The sequence below is a fragment of the Wolbachia endosymbiont of Oryzaephilus surinamensis genome (assembly GCF_025617515.1).
Lineage (GTDB): Bacteria > Pseudomonadota > Alphaproteobacteria > Rickettsiales > Anaplasmataceae > Wolbachia.
This window is the reverse complement of sequence record NZ_CP092526.1, coordinates 72,921-97,163: the sequence shown is the minus strand read 5'-3', so window position 1 is coordinate 97,163 and position 24,243 is coordinate 72,921. Positions and strand designations below refer to the sequence as shown.

The 24,243-nt window shown below is 32.8% G+C and carries 23 protein-coding genes; 12 read left to right on the top strand and 11 right to left on the bottom strand.

The window, feature by feature from the left end:
• Positions 1-52 precede the first annotated feature (52 nt).
• The 4 genes from MJ631_RS00440 to MJ631_RS00425 all read left to right on the top strand — a co-directional run bounded on the left by MJ631_RS00440 (position 53) and on the right by MJ631_RS00425 (position 2,974).
• Positions 53-1,306, top strand: a complete 1,254-nt coding sequence (locus MJ631_RS00440) for a B12-binding domain-containing radical SAM protein (RefSeq protein ID WP_262986384.1) — start codon at positions 53-55, stop codon at positions 1,304-1,306.
• Between the two features lies 1 nt (position 1,307).
• Complete coding sequence (locus MJ631_RS00435) at positions 1,308-1,718, top strand: GNAT family N-acetyltransferase (RefSeq protein WP_007301907.1); 411 nt, start codon at positions 1,308-1,310, stop codon at positions 1,716-1,718.
• 12 nt (positions 1,719-1,730) lie between these two features.
• Positions 1,731-1,970 (top strand): hypothetical protein, encoded by a 240-nt coding sequence (locus MJ631_RS00430; RefSeq protein ID WP_246485257.1) that lies wholly within the window; start codon positions 1,731-1,733, stop codon positions 1,968-1,970.
• A 71-nt stretch (positions 1,971-2,041) separates the two neighbouring features.
• Positions 2,042-2,974 (top strand): MFS transporter, encoded by a 933-nt coding sequence (locus MJ631_RS00425; RefSeq protein ID WP_246485256.1) that lies wholly within the window; start codon positions 2,042-2,044, stop codon positions 2,972-2,974.
• A gap of 153 nt (positions 2,975-3,127) precedes the next feature.
• On the opposite strand, the gene ligA is transcribed toward MJ631_RS00425, so the two are convergent.
• Positions 3,128-5,083 (bottom strand): NAD-dependent DNA ligase LigA, encoded by a 1,956-nt coding sequence (gene ligA, locus MJ631_RS00420; protein ID WP_262986382.1) that lies wholly within the window; start codon positions 5,081-5,083, stop codon positions 3,128-3,130.
• 154 nt (positions 5,084-5,237) lie between these two features.
• Between ligA and MJ631_RS00415 the strand changes: the two genes are divergently transcribed.
• Positions 5,238-5,966 carry a hypothetical protein gene (locus MJ631_RS00415; protein WP_262986381.1) on the top strand — a complete coding sequence of 243 codons (729 nt, stop codon included), beginning with the start codon at positions 5,238-5,240 and terminating at the stop codon, positions 5,964-5,966.
• A 352-nt stretch (positions 5,967-6,318) separates the two neighbouring features.
• Here MJ631_RS00415 and pyrE read toward each other — a convergent pair whose 3' ends face one another.
• Together pyrE and MJ631_RS00405 are read right to left on the bottom strand one after the other, a co-directional pair.
• On the bottom strand, positions 6,319-6,909 hold the full coding sequence (gene pyrE, locus MJ631_RS00410; protein WP_007301912.1) for an orotate phosphoribosyltransferase: 591 nt from the start codon (positions 6,907-6,909) through the stop codon (positions 6,319-6,321).
• The gene (locus MJ631_RS00405; RefSeq protein ID WP_007301913.1) at positions 6,906-8,090 is read right to left on the bottom strand and encodes a dicarboxylate/amino acid:cation symporter; all 1,185 of its coding nucleotides are present in this window, start codon (positions 8,088-8,090) and stop codon (positions 6,906-6,908) included. Before MJ631_RS00405 ends, pyrE begins: the two co-directional genes overlap by 4 nt.
• A 118-nt stretch (positions 8,091-8,208) precedes the next feature.
• Here MJ631_RS00405 and MJ631_RS00400 point away from each other — a divergent pair, with 118 nt between their 5' ends.
• Positions 8,209-8,682 carry a hypothetical protein gene (locus MJ631_RS00400; RefSeq protein ID WP_262986380.1) on the top strand — a complete coding sequence of 158 codons (474 nt, stop codon included), beginning with the start codon at positions 8,209-8,211 and terminating at the stop codon, positions 8,680-8,682.
• 82 nt (positions 8,683-8,764) lie between these two features.
• On the opposite strand, the gene murB is transcribed toward MJ631_RS00400, so the two are convergent.
• Together murB and hemC are read right to left on the bottom strand one after the other, a co-directional pair.
• Positions 8,765-9,649, bottom strand: a complete 885-nt coding sequence (gene murB / locus MJ631_RS00395; RefSeq protein WP_019236604.1) for a UDP-N-acetylmuramate dehydrogenase — start codon at positions 9,647-9,649, stop codon at positions 8,765-8,767.
• Complete coding sequence (hemC, locus tag MJ631_RS00390) at positions 9,640-10,518, bottom strand: hydroxymethylbilane synthase (protein WP_019236605.1); 879 nt, start codon at positions 10,516-10,518, stop codon at positions 9,640-9,642. The genes murB and hemC overlap by 10 nt, the downstream gene beginning before the upstream one ends.
• A 119-nt stretch (positions 10,519-10,637) precedes the next feature.
• Between hemC and MJ631_RS00385 the strand changes: the two genes are divergently transcribed.
• Together MJ631_RS00385 and secD are read left to right on the top strand one after the other, a co-directional pair.
• The gene (locus MJ631_RS00385) at positions 10,638-11,012 is read left to right on the top strand and encodes a hypothetical protein (RefSeq protein ID WP_007301917.1); all 375 of its coding nucleotides are present in this window, start codon (positions 10,638-10,640) and stop codon (positions 11,010-11,012) included.
• 72 nt (positions 11,013-11,084) lie between these two features.
• Positions 11,085-12,599, top strand: a complete 1,515-nt coding sequence (gene secD, locus MJ631_RS00380) for a protein translocase subunit SecD (protein WP_012481842.1) — start codon at positions 11,085-11,087, stop codon at positions 12,597-12,599.
• 279 nt (positions 12,600-12,878) lie between these two features.
• On the opposite strand, the gene MJ631_RS00375 is transcribed toward secD, so the two are convergent.
• The 3 genes from MJ631_RS00375 to MJ631_RS00365 form a co-directional block, all read right to left on the bottom strand.
• Complete coding sequence (locus MJ631_RS00375) at positions 12,879-13,793, bottom strand: outer membrane protein (RefSeq protein WP_052265030.1); 915 nt, start codon at positions 13,791-13,793, stop codon at positions 12,879-12,881.
• Positions 13,794-13,852: 59 nt separating this feature from the next.
• Positions 13,853-15,079, bottom strand: a complete 1,227-nt coding sequence (gene mtaB, locus MJ631_RS00370) for a tRNA (N(6)-L-threonylcarbamoyladenosine(37)-C(2))-methylthiotransferase MtaB (RefSeq protein ID WP_052265031.1) — start codon at positions 15,077-15,079, stop codon at positions 13,853-13,855.
• A gap of 219 nt (positions 15,080-15,298) precedes the next feature.
• A complete protein-coding gene (locus MJ631_RS00365; RefSeq protein ID WP_007301922.1) occupies positions 15,299-15,853 on the bottom strand; it encodes a hypothetical protein in 555 nt (184 codons plus the stop codon).
• Between the two features lie 363 nt (positions 15,854-16,216).
• Here MJ631_RS00365 and MJ631_RS00360 point away from each other — a divergent pair, with 363 nt between their 5' ends.
• On the top strand, positions 16,217-16,465 hold the full coding sequence (locus MJ631_RS00360; protein ID WP_007301923.1) for a hypothetical protein: 249 nt from the start codon (positions 16,217-16,219) through the stop codon (positions 16,463-16,465).
• Between the two features lie 326 nt (positions 16,466-16,791).
• On the opposite strand, the gene MJ631_RS00355 is transcribed toward MJ631_RS00360, so the two are convergent.
• Positions 16,792-17,808, bottom strand: coding sequence for a hypothetical protein (locus MJ631_RS00355; RefSeq protein WP_246485254.1), 1,017 nt, complete (start codon positions 17,806-17,808; stop codon positions 16,792-16,794).
• Positions 17,809-17,952: 144 nt separating this feature from the next.
• Here MJ631_RS00355 and recG point away from each other — a divergent pair, with 144 nt between their 5' ends.
• Positions 17,953-19,992, top strand: coding sequence for an ATP-dependent DNA helicase RecG (recG, locus tag MJ631_RS00350; RefSeq protein ID WP_052265032.1), 2,040 nt, complete (start codon positions 17,953-17,955; stop codon positions 19,990-19,992).
• Between the two features lie 730 nt (positions 19,993-20,722).
• Here recG and ykgO read toward each other — a convergent pair.
• Both ykgO and MJ631_RS00340 read right to left on the bottom strand, forming a co-directional pair.
• A complete protein-coding gene (gene ykgO / locus MJ631_RS00345) occupies positions 20,723-20,851 on the bottom strand; it encodes a type B 50S ribosomal protein L36 (RefSeq protein WP_006015378.1) in 129 nt (42 codons plus the stop codon).
• Between the two features lie 61 nt (positions 20,852-20,912).
• Positions 20,913-21,731, bottom strand: coding sequence for a pyruvate, water dikinase regulatory protein (locus tag MJ631_RS00340; RefSeq protein ID WP_019236612.1), 819 nt, complete (start codon positions 21,729-21,731; stop codon positions 20,913-20,915).
• A 142-nt stretch (positions 21,732-21,873) separates the two neighbouring features.
• Here MJ631_RS00340 and ccmC point away from each other — a divergent pair, with 142 nt between their 5' ends.
• Both ccmC and MJ631_RS00330 read left to right on the top strand, forming a co-directional pair.
• On the top strand, positions 21,874-22,584 hold the full coding sequence (gene ccmC, locus MJ631_RS00335) for a heme ABC transporter permease CcmC (protein WP_007301928.1): 711 nt from the start codon (positions 21,874-21,876) through the stop codon (positions 22,582-22,584).
• A gap of 384 nt (positions 22,585-22,968) precedes the next feature.
• Positions 22,969-24,009 (top strand): hypothetical protein, encoded by a 1,041-nt coding sequence (locus tag MJ631_RS00330; protein WP_007301930.1) that lies wholly within the window; start codon positions 22,969-22,971, stop codon positions 24,007-24,009.
• The last annotated feature ends 234 nt before the right edge of the window (positions 24,010-24,243 follow it).

Genomic DNA, 24,243 nt, shown 5'->3' with positions numbered 1-24,243 from the left:
ATTCTCCACAGTTATTTGATGCACATTTTAAGCAACGTGTAGTAACAGGTAGGTGTTTACATTAAGTACATATCTTAAGTCTTTAGGCTATAATACTACTTTATTAGATTCCAATTATAAAATTAGCAAACAAGTAGATCTCTTAGCTTATTTATCAAATAACTCACTAAAGTTTTACTTTATACTTGTATTTCTTAACAAAACTGATGCTTATGGTATAGTTTTAAAAAAAGTAGCTGATGAGTTAAGATTAATAAAATTAAGTTATAAAGTTGTAATAATAGGTTTCGGTTATCTAGCAGCAAGTGCTTCTGAGGAACTGATGGAGTATGAAGCTGTTGACCTTGTTGTGACTAAGATATCAATACTTTCTTTTATACAGTATGATAGTTATGTACAAACACTTGCAGAAAATGTTCAAGCCAATATTGATAAGTTTTATCAGATTAGAGGTCTACAAAATAGCATCAAATTTTATGAAAATAGTATTATTTCTATAGAAGGTAGTAGTGGATGTAATGCTCGGTGCACTTTTTGTGCATATAATGAAGATGTAGGTCATGGTTGGTATGGGCGTAATGTAACTGAAGCTGCAAAGGATATTCATTACTTGTATGAAGTACATAATATTACAAGATTTGCTTTCAGTGATAATGAATTTGGTGGCAATTTATATGAGTGTAGCTATAGAGCTAAAATTCTAGCAGATCATCTAAATGATATTCGCGACAAAATATCAATAGCACTCAATATTAGGTCCGAAGTATTAGATGCAGATTCCATTTTAAATTTCTCAAATGCTGGTGTAAAAACTTTTTTGATTGGAATAGAATCCTTCAATGAAAGAACATTAAAAAAAATTTTTGGAAAGTTAGTTGATCAGGCTCATTTACATAAAGTTATTAAAGAATGTGATAAAAATAATATAAAAACTGTAACAAGTTATATACTGTGGCATCCATGGCAAACTATTGAAAGTATAAAGTTCGAGCTTGATAAAATTGAGAAATTTGGTAGGTATCGAATTCCCCAATTTTTAACTAATAGCATATTGAAGGTAATGCCAGGAACCCCTATCGAGCTAAAAATTAAACGAGATAATCTTTTAAAAAAGTCATTATTTCACAGAAGTTTTGAATTTCAAGACAATAACACAAAAGTTTTATATAACTTACTTAAAACTTGGTATGAAGAAAACGTATATCCTACTTTAAGGCAGCTAAATGATGAAAATAAAGGTGATATACGGCAAATAGCTGAGTTAAAAATAAAAGAATTTGAATGGCTAAAACAACAACTTATTTAACATGATATCTCAAACTATTAACCCTAAACAGTTATATAATTTAATTAATGAATTATATGTGCATATTGATAACGAAGATACCTTTATAGCTAATTTTACGTCTTTATGCAATAATGGATATAAAGTTATTGGCAAATACGTAGATAATGATCTTATTGCTATTTTAGCGTATAGATTACTCTATAAGTTTGCGTTTGGAAAATATGTTTATGTCGATGATTTAGTAACTCTACCTGAGTATCGATCAAGAGGCTACGGGCACCAGCTAATTGAATGGCTCAAAGAAGAAAGTAAAAGAATTGGTTACCATCAAATTCACCTCGATGTAAGTATGAGTAATCATTTGGGTTCGAAATTTTATTTAAATAATGGCTTTCAAGCTAAAGCATATCACCTGTCATGTAAAGTTTAATAGTATTAAATTATGGTAAAAACAAATCGCTTGATTAGTAATACTAACTATATTAACTTAGTTATTGCTGACTTTATTTCCAGTTTAGGTGACTGGATGGTAATACCTATTATTGGCTCATTATTCTTTTATGATATTGGTTTATCATCACAAATGCTTGCTATTGTTGAAATTATTATTGCAGCTCCAAGCGTTTTTTTTGGATCAATTATAGGAGTATCTGTAGATAATAAAATCCAATACCTATTTTGATTTATTCTGATATTTCTCGAGCAGTTTTATCAATTATTTTATATTTTTTAGCTTATCATTACGAAATAGTTTTGTTATTACTCTTTTTGGAGGGAATATGCCGTTGTTTTTTCTTACCTTCTAGGCAAATAGCCTTAAAAGTACTAGTTCTTAATGATCTATTACCAAAAGCATCAGGTTTTTTGCATACTTCAAGTCAACTTGCAAAAATTATTGGTCCAGCATTTGGTGGTTTGTTGATCTTGTATTGCAATATAAAATTTTTGTTTATTATCAATGCCTTAACTTTTCTAGCATCTGCATGCTTTATCAAAGCTATTAGTCTACCTATGAAAATTACAGAAACAAAATTGTCTAACAATAAGATTAGTAAATTGACTTTTATATATAAGAAACTAATAAATGTTGCCAGTACAATTAAAAACAATAAGCTTTTAAGAATTGTTATTATTAATAGTGCATTAAGGTTTGCCATAATATTTATATTCGATCTTTATATAATAGTTTTCAACAAATTTATGAATTTTAGTGCATCAATATATGCAATAGCAATAAGTGCTATAGGAATGGGCAGTGTTGTTGGTGCAGTAGTAGTTACTACTTACATTACGCGCTTTAGATACATACTGTTGATTTCTGCAGGGCAAACTCTTGGTGGATTATTATTATTCCTTTTAGGTTCATTAGCTTTTTATCATATAAATTTGTCTGTGTATTTTTATGTATTAATATGGTTTTTATTTGGAATAACGGGGGCGCTGATTAATGTACCATATGCTAGTCTATTACAGACAGAAGTTGACCAAAGTATAATAGGCTCAGTTTCTGCCTTTAGCGAATCTATTCAAAACTTTTTCATGATTATTTCTCCTTTGGTTGGTGCATTGCTAATCAGTTTTATTACAATTGATATAATGTTTTTATTAGTTGGCTTATTATTAGTGTTACTTGGACTATCATTAATAATGAATAATCAAAGATTGTTGCTAAGTAATTTTTTTTAATGTTAGTGCAGAACAGATCTTTTATGCTACCCTATAACCGATACAGGGAAAGTTTAGGGTTCTGTCGCATCTATAAATTGTATTAAATAAGAGTCTGATATTAGTTTTCAATTCTTCTATCAGTTAATTCATTCCCGTCAGATTAAGTTGTGTTTAGCACAATCTGTTCCACTGTTCTTCATCTAAAATTTCCACACCCAATTCCATTGCTTTTTTATATTTTGAACCTGGATCTTCTCCTGCAATTAAATAGTCAGTTTTAGTAGAAAGGCTTGAACTGATCTTTGCCCCTAAAACTTTAGCTCTTACTTTTGCCTCCCCTCTACTCATAGCACGTAGCTTACCAGTAAACACTATAATTTTGTTATTCAAAAAAGAATCGCTAGAGTTGGAGCTCACGGGAAGAATTTGCAGATATGCAGTAAGATCATTTAACATTTTAATGTTACGTTCCTGAGAAAAAAACGATTTTAAAGATTCAGCTACTTTTTCTCCTATACCATCTATACCTACCAACTCAACATCATTTGATGACATCGAATTATACCAGTTATCATAAGATACATAATAATTTGCGAGCAATTCTGCTACAACTTGGCCGATAAATCTGATACCCAAAGAAAATATGAACCTATCTAGAGAGATTACTCTTCTGCTTTGTATAGCACTTAATAGATTAGCTATTGACTTCTCGCCCCAACCATGATGCTCTTTTAAGGAAAACTCTTTTAATCTTTCCTCTAAAATAAAAATGTCTGGAATTTGTCTTATTAGTTCCAGATCATAAAAAAACTTTATTTGTTTTTCACCAAGGCCAACAATGTCAAATGCATCTTTTGACACAAAATGTTTTAGTTTTTCTACTATTTGAGCCTTGCAATTAAATTCTTTAGGACATCTTACTGCAACTCCTTCAATCTGCACTTTACTACCACATTCAGGACATATGTCAGGAAACACAAATTCAGGCATATTTGCATGACGAGAACCTTCATCTACTTTGACAATTTGAGGAATTACATCTCCAGCTCTTTTAATTGTTACAACATCTCCTTCTCTTATGTCTTTACGTTTTATCTCATCTTGGTTATGTAGACTTGCTCTGCTAACTAGCACTCCGCCAATATTGACTGGTACCAAATCTGCAACTGGAGTTAAAACCCCCGTTCTACCCACCTGTATAAATATTTTATTTAACTTTGTCTTTGCATAAACCGCAGAAAACTTATATGCAAGCGCTGAGCGTGGCGCTTTGTGTGTACTTCCCAGACGACTTTGTAGCACCAAATCATTCACTTTATAGACTATCCCATCGATATCATAATCCAAGTTATAACGATAATCATAGATCTCGTTATAGAACTTTAGCATTCCATTCAAACTACTTGTTAAGGAACGATGCTCATTTACGCAAAAACCAAGTTTCTCAAGTTTTTCTAGTACTTCACTTTGACTTTTCTCTATTCCACCAATTAAAGAATAAGAAAAATATCTAAGAGGCCTTTTTGCTGTAATGTTCGCATTCAATTGCTTTAAAGAACCAGCAGCTGCATTTCGAGGATTAGCGAATTCATTATTTTCATTTAACTTTAAAAAGTCGCTGTTACTGATATATATTTCACCCCTTACTTCTAGTCTTCCTTGCACATCTTGTAAAAACTTAGGAAAGCCTTTTATTGTTGCAACATTGTGAGTTACATCCTCTCCTACAAAACCGTCACCTCGAGTTGCAGCTTTAACAAATTTCCCATCTTCATAAATTGCAGAAAATGACAATCCATCAATTTTTGGCTCACATAATATCTCTATTTCATCTGCAATTAAAAATCTCTTTATTTTAGACAAAAATTTTTCTACACCTTGTTCATCATAAGCATTCTCAAGAGAAAGCATAGGTTCTTGATGTTCCACCTTAAAAAATCTCTCATCAGGCGGAGCACCAACACTATCTTGTGTTGCATAAGCTTCTGGCTCTATTGCAGCTAACTTTTTTTTCAGTTCATCATATTCAGCATCACTTATCTCTGGCTTACTTTTTTGATAATATAAGATATTATGATAATTAATTTGATTTTGCAGTTTTTCTCTCATCTTTTCCAAGTCAGTCATGATACCAATATAATGCTCTTTGCCGTCAAGTCATGAATTTTTTCAAAAGGTACTATAAATTTATACTACTGCCCTGAAAAGCAATACTAATATTAGTATAATTTTTGTACTTGTATATTAATATTAGTATAGTTTTTAAATTAAGGAGTACATTATGAAAGAATACAATTACAAAAATTTGGCTGACGAATCAAACTTCGGCTCTCAAGTGTATCGTGCAGGAATGTTTGATAAAATTCTTGGTATAAGCAAAACAGCAAAAGAAGCTGCGAATCAAGTAATATCTAAAATGGGTAACGATTTAAAACTAGAAGCTAGAAAAGCAGCTCAAGATGAAGTAAAAAAAATAGAAGGAAAAATGCTAACTTTAGCTGAAGAAAAAGCTAACAAAATAGCTAGCGAAAAAGCTAATCAAATAGAAAAAAAAATATCGACTTCAATTGATAAGACAGTAAAGTCAGTAGAAGCAAATGCTGAAAAAGCAGCAAAAAATGCAGCTGAAAAAGCAGTGAAAAAAGTAGGACCAGAAGTTGCAGATTTGCTAAAGCCAGAAATAAAAACTCAGGTAGAAGAAGCAGTAAAAAAATACACTGAAGAAAAAATTGAAAGTCTTATCAAACCTGAAATCACAAGCAAAATAGGTGATTTCCTCACTGAACAAAGTGAAAAATCAAGCAAATTTCTAGAATATGAAATGAATAAGTTAATCGAAAATGCACATAGGGATTTGGATACAAGAATAGACAAGATTGAATGCGAACTTATAGAAGCAAAATCTGAGGTTTTAAAGACTGCTGCAAATAGTTTGAATGAGAGTGCAGACTTATTGTTTTCTGCTGCACGAGATGAAACATGTGAAAACCAAGATTTAGTGTATTTTTAGTTATAACAGGGTTTTTATGGGCAAAATTCATAAAAACCTTAGCTAAATCAAGAGAAAAGTATTTGTCAAGTTGCATGGCTACTGTGCAAAATATTGAAGCAAAAAGGTTTCATCCCAGTGCTTCCTACCTTGTCATCCCAGTGCTCAGACACTGGGATCCATTGTTCCTTTCTGGATTCCATCGTCACGCGCTGGAATGACACCTATTATTGTTTTACTTTATATCTTTATTTGTCTATCTTATTTTGCCATTCTGCTGAACGAATACAGGGAAAATAAACTGTAATATCTAACTTTGGTGAAAAAAATATAACACGTAAAAGTTACTGAACCACTTGAGCCATATATAGAATTACTTTGTTAAATATTCTCTACTTCCAGGTTTCATTATAGGTAATTGTTTTAATTCACTTGGCAGTTCTTTCTCGCTATAGTTTTGAATGTTTAGTTCAATCAAAGATATAACAGAAAAAGGTAGTTTTGTCTCACTACTTCTCTTTATCAAAGAAGCTTCAGCAACAACTTTACCTCCCTTCTCTTCTCCACATTTTACTGCTTCAAGTGAAGATTTACCTGTGGTAATCACATCTTCAATTAGTAAGATTTTCTCACCTTGTTTAATCTCAAATCCACGGCGTAATTCAAATTTACCATTAACACGTTCGCAAAATATTGTTCGGATTCCAAGCTGTCTACCAATCTCATAACCCACGATTATTCCACCAATCGCAGGAGATAGTATTAAATCTATGGGTTCAATAAGCTCTTTTCTTATTTTATTCGCCAATAGCTCACAAACGTTCATTGCTCTGCTTGGATTTTCAAAAATTTTAGCGCATTGTATGTAAGTGTTGCTGTGCAGCCCTGACGAGAGTACAAAATGTCCGTGCAAAATCGCACCAACCTCTTCAAATTCTTTTATTATTGTATTATCTAATATCATTCTTGAGTTTGAAATTCTTTATTAATTATCTGCGTTATACAGATATCAGACCACACATTTATTGCAGTTTCAAACATATCAATGATTGTATAAATAGGCAAAATCAATCCCATAATGTACAAAGGAACATTCATTGATACCAAATAACTAGTTGCCATAAAATAGCACCCCATCGGCACTCCAGCGTTACCAATTGCAGCTCCTGTAGCTAAAAAAATCCATATGAACATCTCACTTAAGGAAAATGTGTGCCCATTCATCTCTGCAACAAACATCACTGTAATCAAAATAAATGCAGCACACGCATTCATATTGATAGTTGTACATATTGGTAGAATAAAAGATGACAATTTCTTTGGCACTTTTAGCTGATTTTGCACACAGTCTATGGTTGTAGGCAGCGTTGCACTAGATGATTTAGAAAAAAACGCAAGTGTAAGTGCTGGCATAACACCTTTCATCGTTTGAATTGGTGATATACCTTTATACCACATGAGTAGTGGCAAAATCACAAATGCTTGCACGAAATTTGCAGACATTATGCAAGCAAAATACCAAAAAAGACTATGGAATTCGCTGCCACCTTTTAACTCGTATAAAAAACATGTGATAAAAGACCATACAGCAAGAGGAATAAACTTTAACAACCCTTGAGCAATTTTAAGAAGTGTATCAAACAGTGCAGAGAATATTTGGTGTAATATATCCTGTTTTTCTTTTGAGAGCGAAATAATAGCTCCACCCATCAAAAAAGCAATCAATATGCTGCCAATAACGTTATTTTCAAGAAAAACTTGCACAAAATTTGATGGAATGAGTGATTTTAAGTATGAAAAGTAATTGTGATTGCTGTCACTCACACTTTCTATTGTGTTGCTTATGAAATTTTTTCTTACTGGGTCTATGAATAAATAGAAAGATAACGCAACAAATGCAGCTACAATTGTTGTAAACAGCGTGTAAAACAGCGTCTTCTTAAGTAATACTTTAATTTCAATTGAGTCTTTAAGCCCTGAAATTGTGGACACTATAGATAGAAAAACTAAAGGTAAGCTAATCAATTTCAACAGACTGATGAATATATCGCTAAATAGCTTTGCTATTTCAAATATTACTTCATTGTTTAAATAGTAAGCAATTACCGCAAACAGTATAGAAAAGAGTATTGCAAGTTTGCGCATTGAAAATAAAACCTCAAAATGATATTATACAATAATTTTTGAAATTAGGTTAAGATAACTTTACAGGTTAAGTAAAGATGAGTAACATTTTATTATTAATTAAGTGTTAAGGAGGGGTATGGATAAAAAAACTAAAGAAGAGTTAATCCTTGTTGGAATATTAATGGGAATGAATATTTCAATAGGAGTGCTTGTAGGTCTTGGTCCAAGTTTCGCAATTTTATCACCTTCCATTATAGGTGGAATTATTGCTGCTGTTTCTACAATATTATCTATCGCATACCTTACATATTGTGATTATAAGGAAGATAAAGTAAATCGAGAATGCACTTTCCCTATATTTTGTATGGGCGTTACTAGCACTGCAATCGGGATTGGTCTTGGTGCAGCTATAGGTGCTATTTTTCCTGGTGTAATGTTAAATACAGGATCAGCAGTTTTGATGGGTGCGACAATAGGAATTATTGCCCCAATTACAGGCCTTATTGTTGGAAATATGATTGTAGAACCTATGATTAAGAAAATAAATCACTACATTATAGAGCCGGTAATTGAAAAAATAAAAGAATGCTTTTCTTCAAAGGAAGCATAAATTATCCTCGCAAAATAGTGTACCTTGGACTTAAATTGAAGTGTACTCAATTGAAATAGGTCATATTAGAGAAGGTTAGAAGTTACCTACCCAAAACCCTTATCTCCCACTCAAGTTCAATGTTAAATTTATCTTTTACTGCATCTTTTACTCTGTTGCCAAGGTTTTCTAAGTCAAGTGCAGTTGCATTATTGTAATTGAGTAGAAAATTACAATGTTTCTTAGAAATTTTAGCTACACCATTATCTAATCCTCGGCAGCCAGATTCATCAATCAGTTTCCATGCCTTGCAGCCTATTGGATTTTTGAATATACAACCAGCAGTTTTTCCTCTTACTGGTTGACTTTTATTTTTTTTATCAATAACTTCTTTCAATCTTTGCAATATAAGCTCATACTCTGAACTTACTCCTTTAAATTCAGCTTCAATAAAAATCCACCTGCCTTTTAGACTATGTCCACGATAAAAATATCCCATTTCTTCGCTGGAGAATTCATATAAATTTCCATCTTCTAGATTCACTGCCCTTATAAATTTTACAACACTCGCAATATCACTACCATATGCACCTGCATTCATTTCTATTCCACCGCCAACTGTTCCTGGAATTCCAGCAAGAAACTCAAGCCCACTAATTTGCTGTTCCCCTGCAAAGTAGGCAAGGTTACTAAGCAGTGCAGCACCACCTGCAACTATGGAGCTATTATCTTTACATTTAATATACGCAAATTCCTTACCTAATTTCACCGTTATTCCTCGAATGCCACTATCTCGAATTATTATGTTGGATGTTGCACCGATAACGCTAATTGGTAACTCCGCATCTTTTATCAAGCACATTAGATCTTCAATGTCACGTGGCTTAAATAGTACATCAGCTTGGCCACCAACATTTAACCAAGTCATTTTAGACATTAAAACATTATAACGGTAGATTCCACATACTTTAGGTAAGCTTATAAGCATTTTGATTTTAACTCTAATCCTGCATCCATACCCATTTTTTCTGCATCTTCTACAAACGAAGTGCGTTCAGTAAAGTATATAACTCTCTCGCCCGCTAACATACAATAAAGATGTAGCATGTTTTCACTCACATATTCTGCTAAAGCTGCAAGCGGCGTAAAGCATGAACCATTTACTGTCTTCATGAAACTGCGCTCTGATTTTGCCCTTATAAAAGACATATTATTATTAATTTTCTCTAAAAGATCGATAACTTTTATATCATTCTTTCGGCATTGAATGCAAATTGCCCCCTGCCCTACTGCGCTTAACATGACTTTTGGTGGCAATACCTCTGTAATTAAGTAATATTTTTTTAATCTTATCAGCCCTGCTTCAGCTAAAATCATTCCATCAAAATTCTGATTTTGCAGTCTAGTTGTCACATTTCCACGCAGTGGCACTACATTTAAGTCTGGCCTGAGATTTAACAGCTGAACTTTTCTTCTTATTGAAGAAGTTGCAATTGTAGCCTGCTGTGGCAAAGTTTTTAGGCTCTTATATTTATGAGAAATAAATACATCACATGGACTTAGCCTCTCTAAAACACAAGGAATTGTTAAGTCCTTCGAGAAAAACGCAGGTACATCTTTTAGCGAATGAACCGCCATATCTATATTATTTTTGAGTAATTCAGCCTCAATCTCCCTGAGGAACAGTCCTTTACCTCCTATTTCAGCAAGGGTTACATTAGCATATTTATCACCAGAAGTTTTGATTTTAATGATCTCAACGGATAGATTAGGAAAAGACTCTAATAATCTTTGTTTTGCTTCCAAAGCTTGGATGAGCGCAAGGTCGCTTCCTCTCGTACCTATTTTAACTAGCATATATCCTTCATATTATATGTCTATATTCTATGCCCATTTTTTATTATCTCCAATTTAGTTATTGAACATTTTACAATTAGCCCTTAGTATCACGAACATTTAGTAATCTAGGAGTATGTATGTTTGATATTTTAAAAGATTCTAATGGCAGATTTAATAAAAAGAATATTTTACCTCTTGTATGTACTACTGTCGCTATTATTCTAACAGCATTAAGTGCAGTAGTAGCAATTCCCAGATTTTCCTCTCATCCTTCTCTATCTAGTCCTCTCGGTTGGAAAGATCCAAGTTATAGTGAATTTCTTGCTATTCACATACCAGCTACCATAGTTACTTTCTCAATACTTGGTTTATGCATTTACCTTCCGATTGATAGCATTAGAAAAAATAAACAAATAGAGAATCTTAAAGCTACCTCTGAACCTCATTCATGGATTTATAATGATATTTTAGAAAAACAAACGCAGACCATCAATTATAGATCAGGGCTTTAGGCGGTCCTAATCTTTTAGGTGCTTGTGATTAGCAACTATTCGGTCTACAATGCACTAATATAGTTTAAATTTATGCCAAACAAGATAATAGTTAAATCTCTTTCAGTGTTACTAATTTTTTTGCTGTCCTTATATATAATACTGCCAAATTTTATTGATAATAAGTTCTTTACCTCAAAAAAGAGAATAAATTTAGGGCTTGACCTGAAAGGTGGATCATCTCTGCTTCTAAATGTAGACTTAGATTTTTACTTCAAAGAGAAACTAAGCATGCTAACCGATGAAATAAAAGAAGGTCTGTTAACACAAAAGATTGAATTTAGCGCAAAAAACGATAAACAAGTGGTTGTAACTTTAAATAATATTGATGATTACAAAAAAGTTTCAACGTTAATACATAAAATAAACCCAAATTTAGAATTGAGTAGAAAAAATACTGCAATTTTCATTTCATATAAACCGCATTATAAGAATTCATTAATCAATGAAGTAGTTTCAGAGTCAATAGTTAATGTTCAAAGACGCTTAGATAAGCTTGGTACTAAGGAAGTAAGTGTGCAAAAACAAGGACAAAATAAGATATTAGTCCAAGTTCCTGGAGTAGAAGACACTCAGCAGATAAAATCTCTGCTTGGCAAAACAGCCAAGCTGGCCTTCCATTTGGCAAACACCAATGTAGCTAAAATGCAAGATATCGATCATGACACTACGATTATGCTCAAGGATTCTTTGGGTAATTCCTACCCGATATTCCGCAAAACTGAAATAGGCGGTGATTCATTAGTTAACGCATCAGTTAGATTTGGCAATTTAGGTAAACCAACAGTACATTTCAAATTCGACAGCATAGCAAGTAAAAAATTTGCAAAAATTACTAAAGAAAATGTAGGAAAGCCTTTTGCAATTGTTTTAGATAACACAGTCTTAACTGTACCAACAATACGTGAACCTATTCTAAATGGAGAGGGAGAAATTAGCGGTAATTTCACTGAAAAACAAGCGAGTGAACTTGCAATACTTTTAAAATCAGGTGCACTACCTGCACCACTTAAAATAATTGAAGAAAAAAACATTGGTCCAAGCCTTGGAGAAGAGTCAATAAAAGCAGGAGAAATTGCAGCAATAATCTCTATCATAGCCGTTGGTTTATCTATAATCATTACTTACGGCAAATTAGGCTTATTAGCGTCTGTTGCACTCGTTTTTAATGTAATCTCTATACTACTCATTCTTACCTTACTTGAAGCAACTCTTACTCTCCCTGGAATTGCTGGAATTGCGCTAACTGTTGGCATGTCAGTGGATGCAAATGTTTTAATATTTGAACGCATCCGCGAAGAAATAAGAGCAGGAAAAAGAACAGCTCGTGCCATTGAAGAAGGATTTAAAAACGCAATAAAAACAATTCTTGATTCAAACCTCACTACACTAATTGCTTCAGGAATAATGTTCATTATTGGTAGCGGAGCAATTAGAGGATTTTCTATCACTTTATCGATAGGAGTTTTATGCTCGATGTTTTCTGCAATTATAGTCACAAAACTTCTGATAGAATTGTGCATCAACCCACAAAAGCTAGTACTTTAGTATCTGTTCAGCAGAGTGACAAAATAAGATAGACGAGAAAAGACAACTAAATGGTTGTCATGAAAGTAGCTATCCAGTCTTTTCGTCGTCAAAAACGTTGTAACATGCTCACCAATTTAGTGAGCATAAAACCAATATATTTGTGGAAGAAAAGGAAAAAAGAAACAGAAACCATCTTCAGGCTATCACAAAGGATATGGCCATAAGATTAAAGATATGGATAGATTTATCAAATTTCTGAATGGAAATCAGGATATTAGAATTGAAAAGATATTATTACTAAAAATTAAACATCAAACCAACTTCAATATTATGAGTGGATATATCGTCTGCAATAGGTGTTGGAATATTAAAGTAACGATAGCCGAGAAAGGTTTTAACTTCTGGAATTACTGAGTAATCAACACCAAGCTTTATTTGATAAACAAGCCAAGGAACATTCAGTGGCATTAAATTTTTAGATGATTTATCAATCCTTTTTAATCTAAAAACTGTTGATCCTATACCAAGACCAATATACGGAGCAAATTGAGTATTTTGAACATTAGGGTTATAGTAAAAATTTAATAAGAATGCAGATACACTTGCTGATTTATCAAATACCGGAGGAGAGTTACTATCTTCAATATTGACTTTAGAATACATGGTCTCAAAATCAACTCGGCCATTTTCTCCAGCATAGTAACCTACAGATATGCTGCTAAGCCACTGAAAATCAATTTTACCGTTAAATTTTTTTATGTTTTTAATTTCATCTCCTAAGAATAGGTCTAAAAGAAAACCACCATAACGGCCCTCAGCTAAAGCAAGAATTCTTTTTCCTATTGCACGTATACCCTCCACAAATACTTCTGAGCTATCAGAATATATCTTACCACCATTAGCACTAACATAGAAATCAAGTTTTTTTGATTTTTCCTTTGTAGGTTCAGCTTGATCTGCAATACTTGGCCATATATTTTTCTGATTAGCTACTTGGAAAACAGAAGGTGAACTACTTTCAAGTTCTTGACATTTTATTGGCACTTCTTTTTCAGTAACTTCTTCAGAATGTATCACACTTTCATTATTGTCCGTTTCTAATTTTAAGGGCTGCACTTGCTCAATGTGTGTATTGTTACTGATATAAGTAATAAAAAAATAGACACACGGAACGAAGATGAAAAATAAAGCAATAGATATTCTAATTATCATAAATGAATTATCACTTATAGTATAACTACTATATCATATATTCCTTTAATGTACAAAAATTAAGAAATAATATTTCCAATTAAACAATTATTTTCTATTCCTTTAACATGAGCTTTCACAATACTTTTAGCTTGAACTCTTGATGTAAGTTTTATTAATGCAAAATTTTCTGTTCTACCAATATTATTCTGCTCAACCAAAACGCTTTGCTCAGTGCCGAGCAAAGATTGATAAAAACTGCTCATCATTTCTTTATTTATTTCTCTTAGATGCTTTACTCGTTCTTTACGTACATTCTCTGATATTTGTGGCATCCGTGCAGCAGGTGTGTTTTTCCGCTCTGAATATGGAAAAGCATGTAGATAAACTACATTTATTTTTTTCAGTAAATCAACTGTATCCTGAAACATTTCATCAGTTTCTGTTGGAAATCCAGCAATAATATCAGCGCCAAATGCTATATTAGGTCTTAAGCTCTTCATTTTATGATAAAATTCTATCACTTGTTCTCTATTGTGACGACGTTTCATTCTCTTTAGTATTAAATTATTACCAGACTGTAGACTCAAGTGTAAGTGAGGCATAAGTCTTGACTCATTAGCTATTAAATCCATTAGTTCATCATCAACTTCAGCAACATCAATAGAGGAAAGTCTTAGTCTCTTTAACTGTGGTATATCCTTTAAAACTCTTCTAATCATTGAACTGAGTGATTGCTTACCAAACAAATCTGTACCAAAATCAGTAATATCAACACCTGTAAACACCACTTCTTGATACCCATTTTCTATAAAAATCTTAATTTGCTCTATAATATTGTTTACTGGCACAGATCGATTATTTCCTCTTGCCTCAGTAATTGAGCAAAATGTACAACTATGATTACAACCATTTTGAATTTCAATAAATGCCCTTGATTTATCTTCAAATCCATTAATGAGAATAGGTTCTACTTGGTTATCACTGACTAAGATTTCATCATTATTTAGTAGATAATTTTCAGCTCTTAGCTTGTCTTGATTACCTAGCACTTTACTTACACCAGGAATATCACTATATGATTTAGGATCTAATTGAACGGCACAGCCAACTACGATAATTTCTTTACTTGGGTCGTTTTTATAGATCTTACGTATTTTTTGCTTCACTTGGCGTTCTGCTTCGTTTGTCACTGCACAGCTATGCACTACAACAACATTTTCTCTCTTTGCTTTTTTTAATGCTTCTTTGATTAACTCACTCTCGTAGAAATTTAGACGACAACCAAATGTTATTACTTCATTCATGCTTTTGCTTTAATAGATCTAAATTATATCAAATATCCAAGCAAAATGACTATTTTTTTGGTAGATATTATAATTTAAGCATAACCTCTAGAGTTGAAAATCACAGGAAGAATTTGTAGATATACAGTAAGATCATTTAGCATTAAAAAAAGCTTAAGGCCAATGATGTTAACCTCAAGCGAATATAAACCAAAAAACATTTTGCTAAACCTTGAAGCTCTACCATGCAAATTCATCTATATCATTTGGTACATAAGTGTCAGAATAAGCTTCATCCAAACTTTCTGCTTTCCATGGAAGCCATGAAGAAGGTTTTATCTTCTCTAAAACTTTACCTGGTATTGATGTTATCTCTTGCTTTACGTCTTCTTTTAATTTTTCTATTTGTAACCGAGCAAAATCTTCCACGCGAACCATGAGTTTATCTGTTAGCTCTTTTATCATGTCTTGATTTTGTTCTGCAACTTTCTTTGTAATAGGTACGACAATTTTACTTATAATCTCCGTTCCTAATGGAACAACGATTTGCTTTGCAACCTGATCACTAACAGGTTTAATAAGGTAATCTGCTATACTCTTTGCTGTATCTCCAGTCAGATTTGTTACTTTTTTTAAACTATCACCAATAATACCATAGTTTTTTTGGTACATCATATCTTCATCAGCAACTTCATATCTTCCTAAATCATCATACATTCCCATTTGTTGGTGAGACAATCCATTTGCATCAGATACATATCCGTATTTATTAAGTGAATTGGAATTAGACCGCATAACATTCTCCTAATTATTTATATATGCCTATTTTAGTATGAAACAACTAACAAAACATTAACTTTTAAGAACTCTTCTCAATTAATACATCAATAAAGGTAAGACCATATAATTTTCTCCTTTCTTGATACTATTCTCCTCCGAACTTAGTTCACACAGTTATTCAGACACTTCTGAATTTACCACCCCAAATTCCACTGCTTTTTTATATTTTGACTAGGTCTTCTCCTACAATTAGATAATCAGTACTCTTATCTGAAATGTACCATATAACTACACCAAGCTACAAATATGACACAAGAGTTTAGATTATTTTAGTTATTCTCTTGTATAAGATACTCTTTATATCAAAAAGAGGACCATATGAGTGAAGCAACTTTTTCTGAAAAAAATCAGCTTTCTAGAGAAGACATAGCAGAGTTAACAGAACTTATGTGTCTTGAACGAAGTGAAGTAAGTGAAAGTGGAACAGGGCTATTAGAACTTATAGCTGAACAGGAGCAAATACTTGAGGATTTAGGAATAGAATCAAAAGAGCTTTTATGTTCTCAGCATACAGGAATGTATGAGAACCTTAGTCAGCCCTATTCTACGGATCTCGAGGTTTTATAGCAGATATATAGATTATCATTATTACTGATACCTACTCAAGAGTTGCTATGGCAAACAGAGAAAACTGCAATTACTGCCGCTAATCTTTTTAATATATCTTTCTTTGATGGTGCTATTATCGCGCATTTTGACTGATATGGGCTATGATAAACCAGAAAATCACAGCTATATTTAGGAATTGAGACAAGGCCTCATTTAGGTAAATATTGCTATGCAGACTTTTCTTGATAGCAAGCATATTGCTTTTTAGAAAAATATTAGTAGCATCAAACATAGAGATTGACATTAGTTTTTCTGTCAGATTAAGTTGCGTCTAGTACATATTATCAAGGTGAAATTTCACGTTTTTTATTAAGAGGATCCACATCTGGATCTTCTATATAGTTTTGAGGTTGTTCTTGAAACACAAGACGTGCTCCCTCAAAGTTATACTCCTCACCTTCATATAAAGAATCTTCTTCTTCAAAATTGTGTTCTATTTCTACTTCAAACTTGAATCCTAACTTCTCGCAGAATTTGTAGAAATATTCTTTAATGGTATCAAATAAACTTCTGCCATCAATTTTGTAATCTCTCAATTTTCTAGGCACAGTAAGTGACAATTTGCCATCTTTATATATCACATCATCTTTCCCATCTTGAGATTCAAGTGTAAATTCTAGTGAGCTGGATAGATCGCATACCTTGTCACCTAATTGAACATCACTCTCTTGGGAGAGTATTGGTAATGTCATATCAGATCTAACACTCACATTATTTTGGTCAACATAATAGATATTTATAACTTTTTTAGGTGAGAGTATTTTCAATGAATGTTGGCTAAGTGCAAATTGAGATTCTATAAATACACCAGCTTCATACCCTGCCTGATTACAATTGGTAACCAATTCCTCTAAGATAGAGTCACTTGGAACCTGAGCGTTGGCATATTCAAATATTTCCTTAAAAACTTCTTTTGCAAATGCACGATAACTCTTGTTTTTATCTCCTTCTTTCGGTAATAGATGCGTGTGTTCTTTGCCTAAATCGTAAAATCTTTTAATCTCTTCTTTATATTGATCAGTTTTTTTATCACTAGGGATTTCCGGATCTTCACAATATTCTTCCCAAATCTTATCAAATCCTTCCTTATTTCTGTTTACCAGCGCTTTAATTAAGATTTTGTCTATATTTCTGTCTTTAATAACAAAGTCCATTCTGTCAAAATCTTTATATATAGCTTCACCAGAATTTGCTGCTTTATTATCTCTTGGAGCTCTTAACTTACTGAAATCAAACTTTTCTGCCTGAGCTTTTAGTGTAACGACTGGATTTTCATTTTTTTCCTGTGTAGAGTTGTTCATTGTTAATACTTTGATATGAATTGCTGATAGTATAATAATACATAAAAATAGTTAATATGTCAATAATATACTTAACATAGACAGTCATAATAGGGTGACAGGATTTTAGTAAGGCTCTATTATGAATAAACGGTTTTACACAGTATGAATGTTGATGAGCAGTCAAGTGTGCTGACTTTTCTAAATAGTAAAATTGAGAATATACCAAAGTTTCATTCCGCAATATTGCCTAAACTTTGCGGTGGAGACAGAGTAATGGACTTGCTGTTTTATAGGCCGCTCAGTTATGTGGATAGAAGTAAATCACTACCTGATGCTCAAGTAGGAGAATTTACAACTTTTATGGCAAAAGTGTATGAGCACCAGCGCCCCACTGTTAGAGGTAGGCCATATAAAATAATCGTTGAAAGTGAAAGTCAGTATTTATTTATAGTTTTTTTTAATTACTCAGTTAAATATTTGTATAAATTATTTCCAGTTGGAACAGATATAGTAATCAGTGGTAAACTTGAAAAGTTTGCCGAACATTGGCAAATTACTCACCCAGATTATATGTTATCTGATATCAATCAATTTAAAGAAATAGCCTGCATAGAGCCAGTTTACCAATTATGTCGCGGTATTACTAACAAGAGCATTAGAAACATAATAAGTTCTAATCTAAAAGATTTGCCTGATTTGCCAGAGTGGATAGATGAAACATTAATCAAGCAAAAGAAATGGCTGAATTGGAAAGAAAGCATCATAAGATTGCACAGACCGAGCTCACTCGCAGAAGCAGAAGTTTGCAGAGAAAGACTTGCTTATGATGAGCTATTTGCGTACCAGTTGGCACTAAAGCTTGCAAGGGAAAATCATGTAAAAAAAGAGGGAAAAGAATTTATAATATTGAGTAAATACAAAGAGCAGGTCTTAAATGAATTACCGTTCCAATTAACAAATGATCAAATTCGAGCGATAGATGAAATCTCAGAAAGACAAAAATCCAGATACCGCATGGTAAGTCTGCTGCAAGGTGACGTTGGGAGTGGCAAAACTGTAGTTGCACTCTTTGCGATGCTGAATGTGGTAGAAAATAACATGCAAGCAGCTCTAATGGCACCAACTACTATCTTGGCTGAGCAACATTATAATTGGATCGAAGAAGCTCTATCTTGTACTGATATAAAAGTTGCTTTGCTTACCGGTAAAACTGCGCGCAAGGAAAGAAAGATTATTATGAACGAACTTGCAAGTGGTATTTTAAATATAGTAATTGGTACTCATGCATTATTTCAAGCTAACGTTACATTTAAAAATTTAGGACTCGCAGTCATAGACGAACAACAGCGATTTGGAGTGATACAGAGGAATCGGTTGGTAGGAAAAGGAGAAAATACCGATATACTTTTTGTTACTGCAACTCCCATTCCAAGAACCTTGCAGCAAGCTATGTATGGTGATGTTGAATGTTCTATTTTAAGGGAAAAACCAAAATCTAGATTGCCAATAAAAACCGTTATTATGAACGTTAAAAAAGTATCAGATATTATTCAAAGACTGAAAAATGCTATAAATAGAGGCGAAAAAGCATATTGGATTTGTCCATACATAGAAGAAAACGAAGAACTCAATATTGCCGCAGCAGAAATGCGCTTTCAGGAACTACAAAAGACATTTTTTGATAGAGTCGGAATAATACACGGAAAACTAACTCAAGAGCAGAAAGATCAAGTGATGTTTTCCTTCAAGAGAAATGAATTTTCTCTGCTTGTTGCAACCACTGTGATAGAAGTTGGCATAGATGTACCAGATGCAACTATTATGATTATAGAGAATGCAGAGCAGTTCGGGTTATCGCAATTACATCAGTTAAGAGGTAGAGTAGGACGAGGAAATAAACCGTCTTTTTGTGTACTGTTATATGACAATCTCAGTAAAAGTTCGTATTCAAAGTTAAAGATTATGTGTGAGTCACAAGATGGATTTTATATTGCTGAAAAGGATATGATGCTGAGGGGTAGCGGAGATATTCTAGGCACAAAACAATCAGGGTGCATGGAGTTTAAATTTGCTGATTTATATGAGGACAGAGAATTGCTCAACCTTGCATATAATAGTGCAAAAGGTACAATAGCTAATTTTGAATTACTGCTTGATATATTTGAATATAGAAGTAGACTACATTTTTCAAAATTTCAGTAATCTTCCAAGCCATAACCTTCATGAGTAGAAATTCCTTGACAGACGGGAGTATTTAACAAACCATATGCGTCAAGTTAAGGAAAAATAAGAGTGAAGAAGAAGTTTTTACCATAAGAATAAATTGTGCAGAGTTAATAGCAGGCCCTGTAAACAAAATGTTAGCAGGTCAAATTAATCAAGGGCAGGAAGTATAAAAATGGAAAAAAAGCGGTAACTTAGCCTAATGACAATAAATATATATATAGAAGGTACCGTTTTAAAGAGCACAAAAGGAATACACAGTAAAAGCGAGAAGAAGTTGAGAATATGTATGGAAGCAGTGTGGAGAAGTGGCTGCCAATGATCAAAAATTTACCACAATTACAGAAGTATACACAAGAGGTTTAAAAGGTGATGCAAAAAGGGAATTTTGGCAAAATGACTTAAGTATGCACAACAAGATTTGCATAATTGATGATCAGATGTCATTCATGCTCAGCCTATATATAGAAAAAATTCTCAAGCTCAAGAGGGCTTAGGGTGGAACTAAAATTCATGGACTTGTTGACGCACGTAATTAATTTCTTTTTTTTAAGTTAATTAATGTTAACAAGCCACGTCTGCCTGTAATCATGTTAATACCAAAATATAATGTAAGAGAAGAAATGGGCAGTGCTATGCAACAGTTTTTGTTTCTTTCTAACCATGCTTCCATATGAAAAACATATGACATAAAAAGGAAAACAAAAAGCTAAGAACCTTGACGCGCTTTACATCTTGGCTTTACCTTATTTATAATATAAACCTTACCACCCCTTTTCACAACTTTACAATTTTTATCTCTGTTACGATGAGATTTTAGCGATCCTTTAACTTTCATATCTACAGTAAGAATAGAATTACCTTACATTATTATCACTTACAGCGAGTTAGTCAATTGATTAAATTTTATTAAAATATTGTATAATTGTTGCTGATACTTCTTCGATCGACCTTTGCGTAACATCAATAATTGGCCAGTTATTTTGCTTAAAGAACTCCTCTGCTTCTTTAATTTCCTTTTCTACTTTTCTAGGGTCAGCATATATATTATTACCTTCATTATTAATTGAAGTCAGTCTATTTTTGCGTATTTCTATTAGCCTTCTTACGTCTATTGTTACTCCTATAGTCAGTTTATTTCTTAATTTTGCTAAGTCGACGTAAAAGGGTATCTCGCTAACAAAAGGAACATTTGCAACTTTATAGCCTCGGTAAGCTAAATACATACTAGTGGGAGATTTTGATGTGCGTGAAACTCCAACCAAAATTATATCGGCTTTATCAATATCTTGAATATTTTGTCCATCATCGTGATTGATGGTATAGTTTATTGCCTCAATACGCTGAAAATACTCGTTATTTATTTCAGTATACAGGTCAAGTTTTTCATCCTTTTCAATTTCAAGATAGGATGAGATTTCTCTAATAATATGTGATAATATTGCTCGATATGGAATTTTTAACTTGATACAATTATCTTTTAGATATTTTCTGAGCCCATCATCAGTAATAGTGCATATAACAAAGTTATGCTCATCACTTTTTCTCTCAATTTCCTCCAGAATTTTATCGATCTGCTCTTCTCCTTTTACAAAAGACCAAACATATTCGATAGTTTCTACAGAACGAAAATGTTTCAGGGCTGATTTTGCAACTGATATAACAGTTTCACCACTTGAATCTGACACTAAGTGTAGGTTAAGCTTTTTAAGGGTCATCAACGTTATACTAAAAATAATAGCAAGCAATCTGCTACTGAAATTGTGCTAATTTATTATACTACGTAAATATAGAAAAACTATCTTGTTGATAAAACTCAAACTAATTGATAAATTCTTAACACAATTATTCTCAAAACAAATGTTTTTATTAAAGCCTACAAATTTCACTTCTTTTACTAAAAAAGCTCTACCTTGGCTTGGGGTTATTTGTTTCGCATGTTTTTTAATTGGAATGTTCTTAGCATTATTCTTCTCCCCAGGAGATTATAAACAAGGAGAAATCGTACGAATTATGTATCTTCATGTGCCTTCTGCATGGCTTGCTCTTGGAATATACGGACTCATTGCATCACTCAGTTTCATTTCATTGGTGTGGAACAATAGCGTTGCTAGTGTTTTGGCACATGCTGCTGCTCCTGCAGGGACAGTCTTTTCGGCAATATGCTTAATCACAGGTAGCGTCTGGGGAAAAGGAACATGGGGTACTTGGTGGGTATGGGATGCAAGGCTTACTTCAATGCTGATTTTGTTTTTTCTGTATGTTGGTTATCTTTCATTGTGGAGCGCTTTTGATAATCAAGCAAGAGCAGAGAAATCATCAGCAGTATTTGCCATTTTTAGTGCTATAAATATTCCCATAGTAAAATTTTCTGTGAATTTATGGTCTACTCTTCATCAGCCAGCAAGTATTTTTAGAAAAGGTGGAGTAGCAATAGAAGGTTCTTTACTGCTGCCACTCATTGCAATGTTTATATTTTGTACCACACTTTTTTTAGTAGTGTGGATACTTAATGCCCTTCATTTAATTAATTTGCAGAAGATAAAGAGAGAAATCAGTATGCGGTATTAGGTATGCAGTTCCAGAGTGTAATGTTGTGAACAGCGACAGAGATTAAAATGTAGAGCAATCATCCATTAGCAAGTTCCAGAACTAATTACGTACAAACCACACTTCAAGATTATAGTGATTAATCACATGAAAGTAGAAGAATCATGACTCTCTAAGGTGAACTGTATGCAAAATTAGCAAAGATACGTTAGAAATTGAAAGAAAATTTCTATTGATAGATATGCTATATTTATAATTCAAGTTATTAAATTTTTAATTACTTTAGCTTATAATAGCTCCTAAGTTACCATGAAGTTTCTTGAAATGTGGTTTCTTTTACTCACATTAAATTTGTAGTTTTTTTATTTTAATACAATTTCAATTTTGACTGTAGAGGAGGTTCCGATGTCAAAAAACACCTATAGTGACCAAATTAATAATAGTTATTTATATAACAACAAACTTTTTTATGGTGAAGAGGATATAGATGAGATCACTGAAGGTGAAACTACGACTGAGAAGGAATTTACAAATAGTTCCGTAGTAAAAGAGGATTTTGAACTAGTAGAAAAGAAGCTTACGAAATGTGAAGAGGAAGTTAAGCGAGCAAAAGCAGAGACTGAGTGGTATAAAAAAATAGCTGAAGAATGTAAAAAAGGAAGTGGTACGGGCGAACCTGTTACCGATGAAGGAGAGAATGAAAATGGAGAAATTACATCTCGAAAAGTAACCTCAGATTGTTCCAAGTATGAAAATTGTGGGCCGTATTCTCATTTTTATAAAGTTGATAATAAGATAGGTTGTCAAGGTTTTAGTTCATCTGATTTACTAAAGGAATTATATCCTGAGATGTACAGTAATCCTAAGATTGCAAAATATATAGAAGAGGGAGCAAATGGTAATTATGGTGCAGTAAATTTTAAATTTGCCTTTACAGAGGATCTTAATTCAATATCCTGGCTTGGTAATATAGAATGTGAAAAATGTGTGGATGATCAAATAGAGTTAGCGTGTCAAGAAGAAGAGATTAAGAGTTTCTGTTACCCGAACGTTTACCATAGTAATCCAGAATTCAACAAAAGCTTTTTTTCCAGAGGAGCATGTCCTAATCTCTTTAGAGAGCCCAGTGAAACAAGTGTTGTAAAAGCAAAACAAGTTGCACCATTGATACTTGTTAATACCTTAGGACAAATGATAGATAAAGAGGGTAATAACACTAAAGTATACTATGATGCATTGAAGCGTTATCTAAATGATGATGGTAAAATCAAGGATTGTGGAGATAATCAAAAGTGTAAGGATTATATTCCAATTATGGAGAAAGTTGCATGGAATAGTGATAAGGAAGTACTATTAAAAACTGCTGTTAATAATACGCAAGAAGCAAATCCTTACTATTATGGAAATGAGGATAATTCTACTTCCGTTGAATTTGGTTCTATATAAGGCTGAATTTGTCTAATTTTTTCTACACTAGACACAATTTAGTCGTATCTGAACAAATACATAATCTATATAAAGAGGACGTAGGTACCATCTGTCCTTTTAAGGCATTTATGTCAATGATATGCGTAATCCATGATTTTAAACATGATGATCCTCCTAAGTAATACAAAAAAACTCAGAAAAATGTATATAGCTATGATAGAAGTTATCTATACATAAGTACAATATACTTTA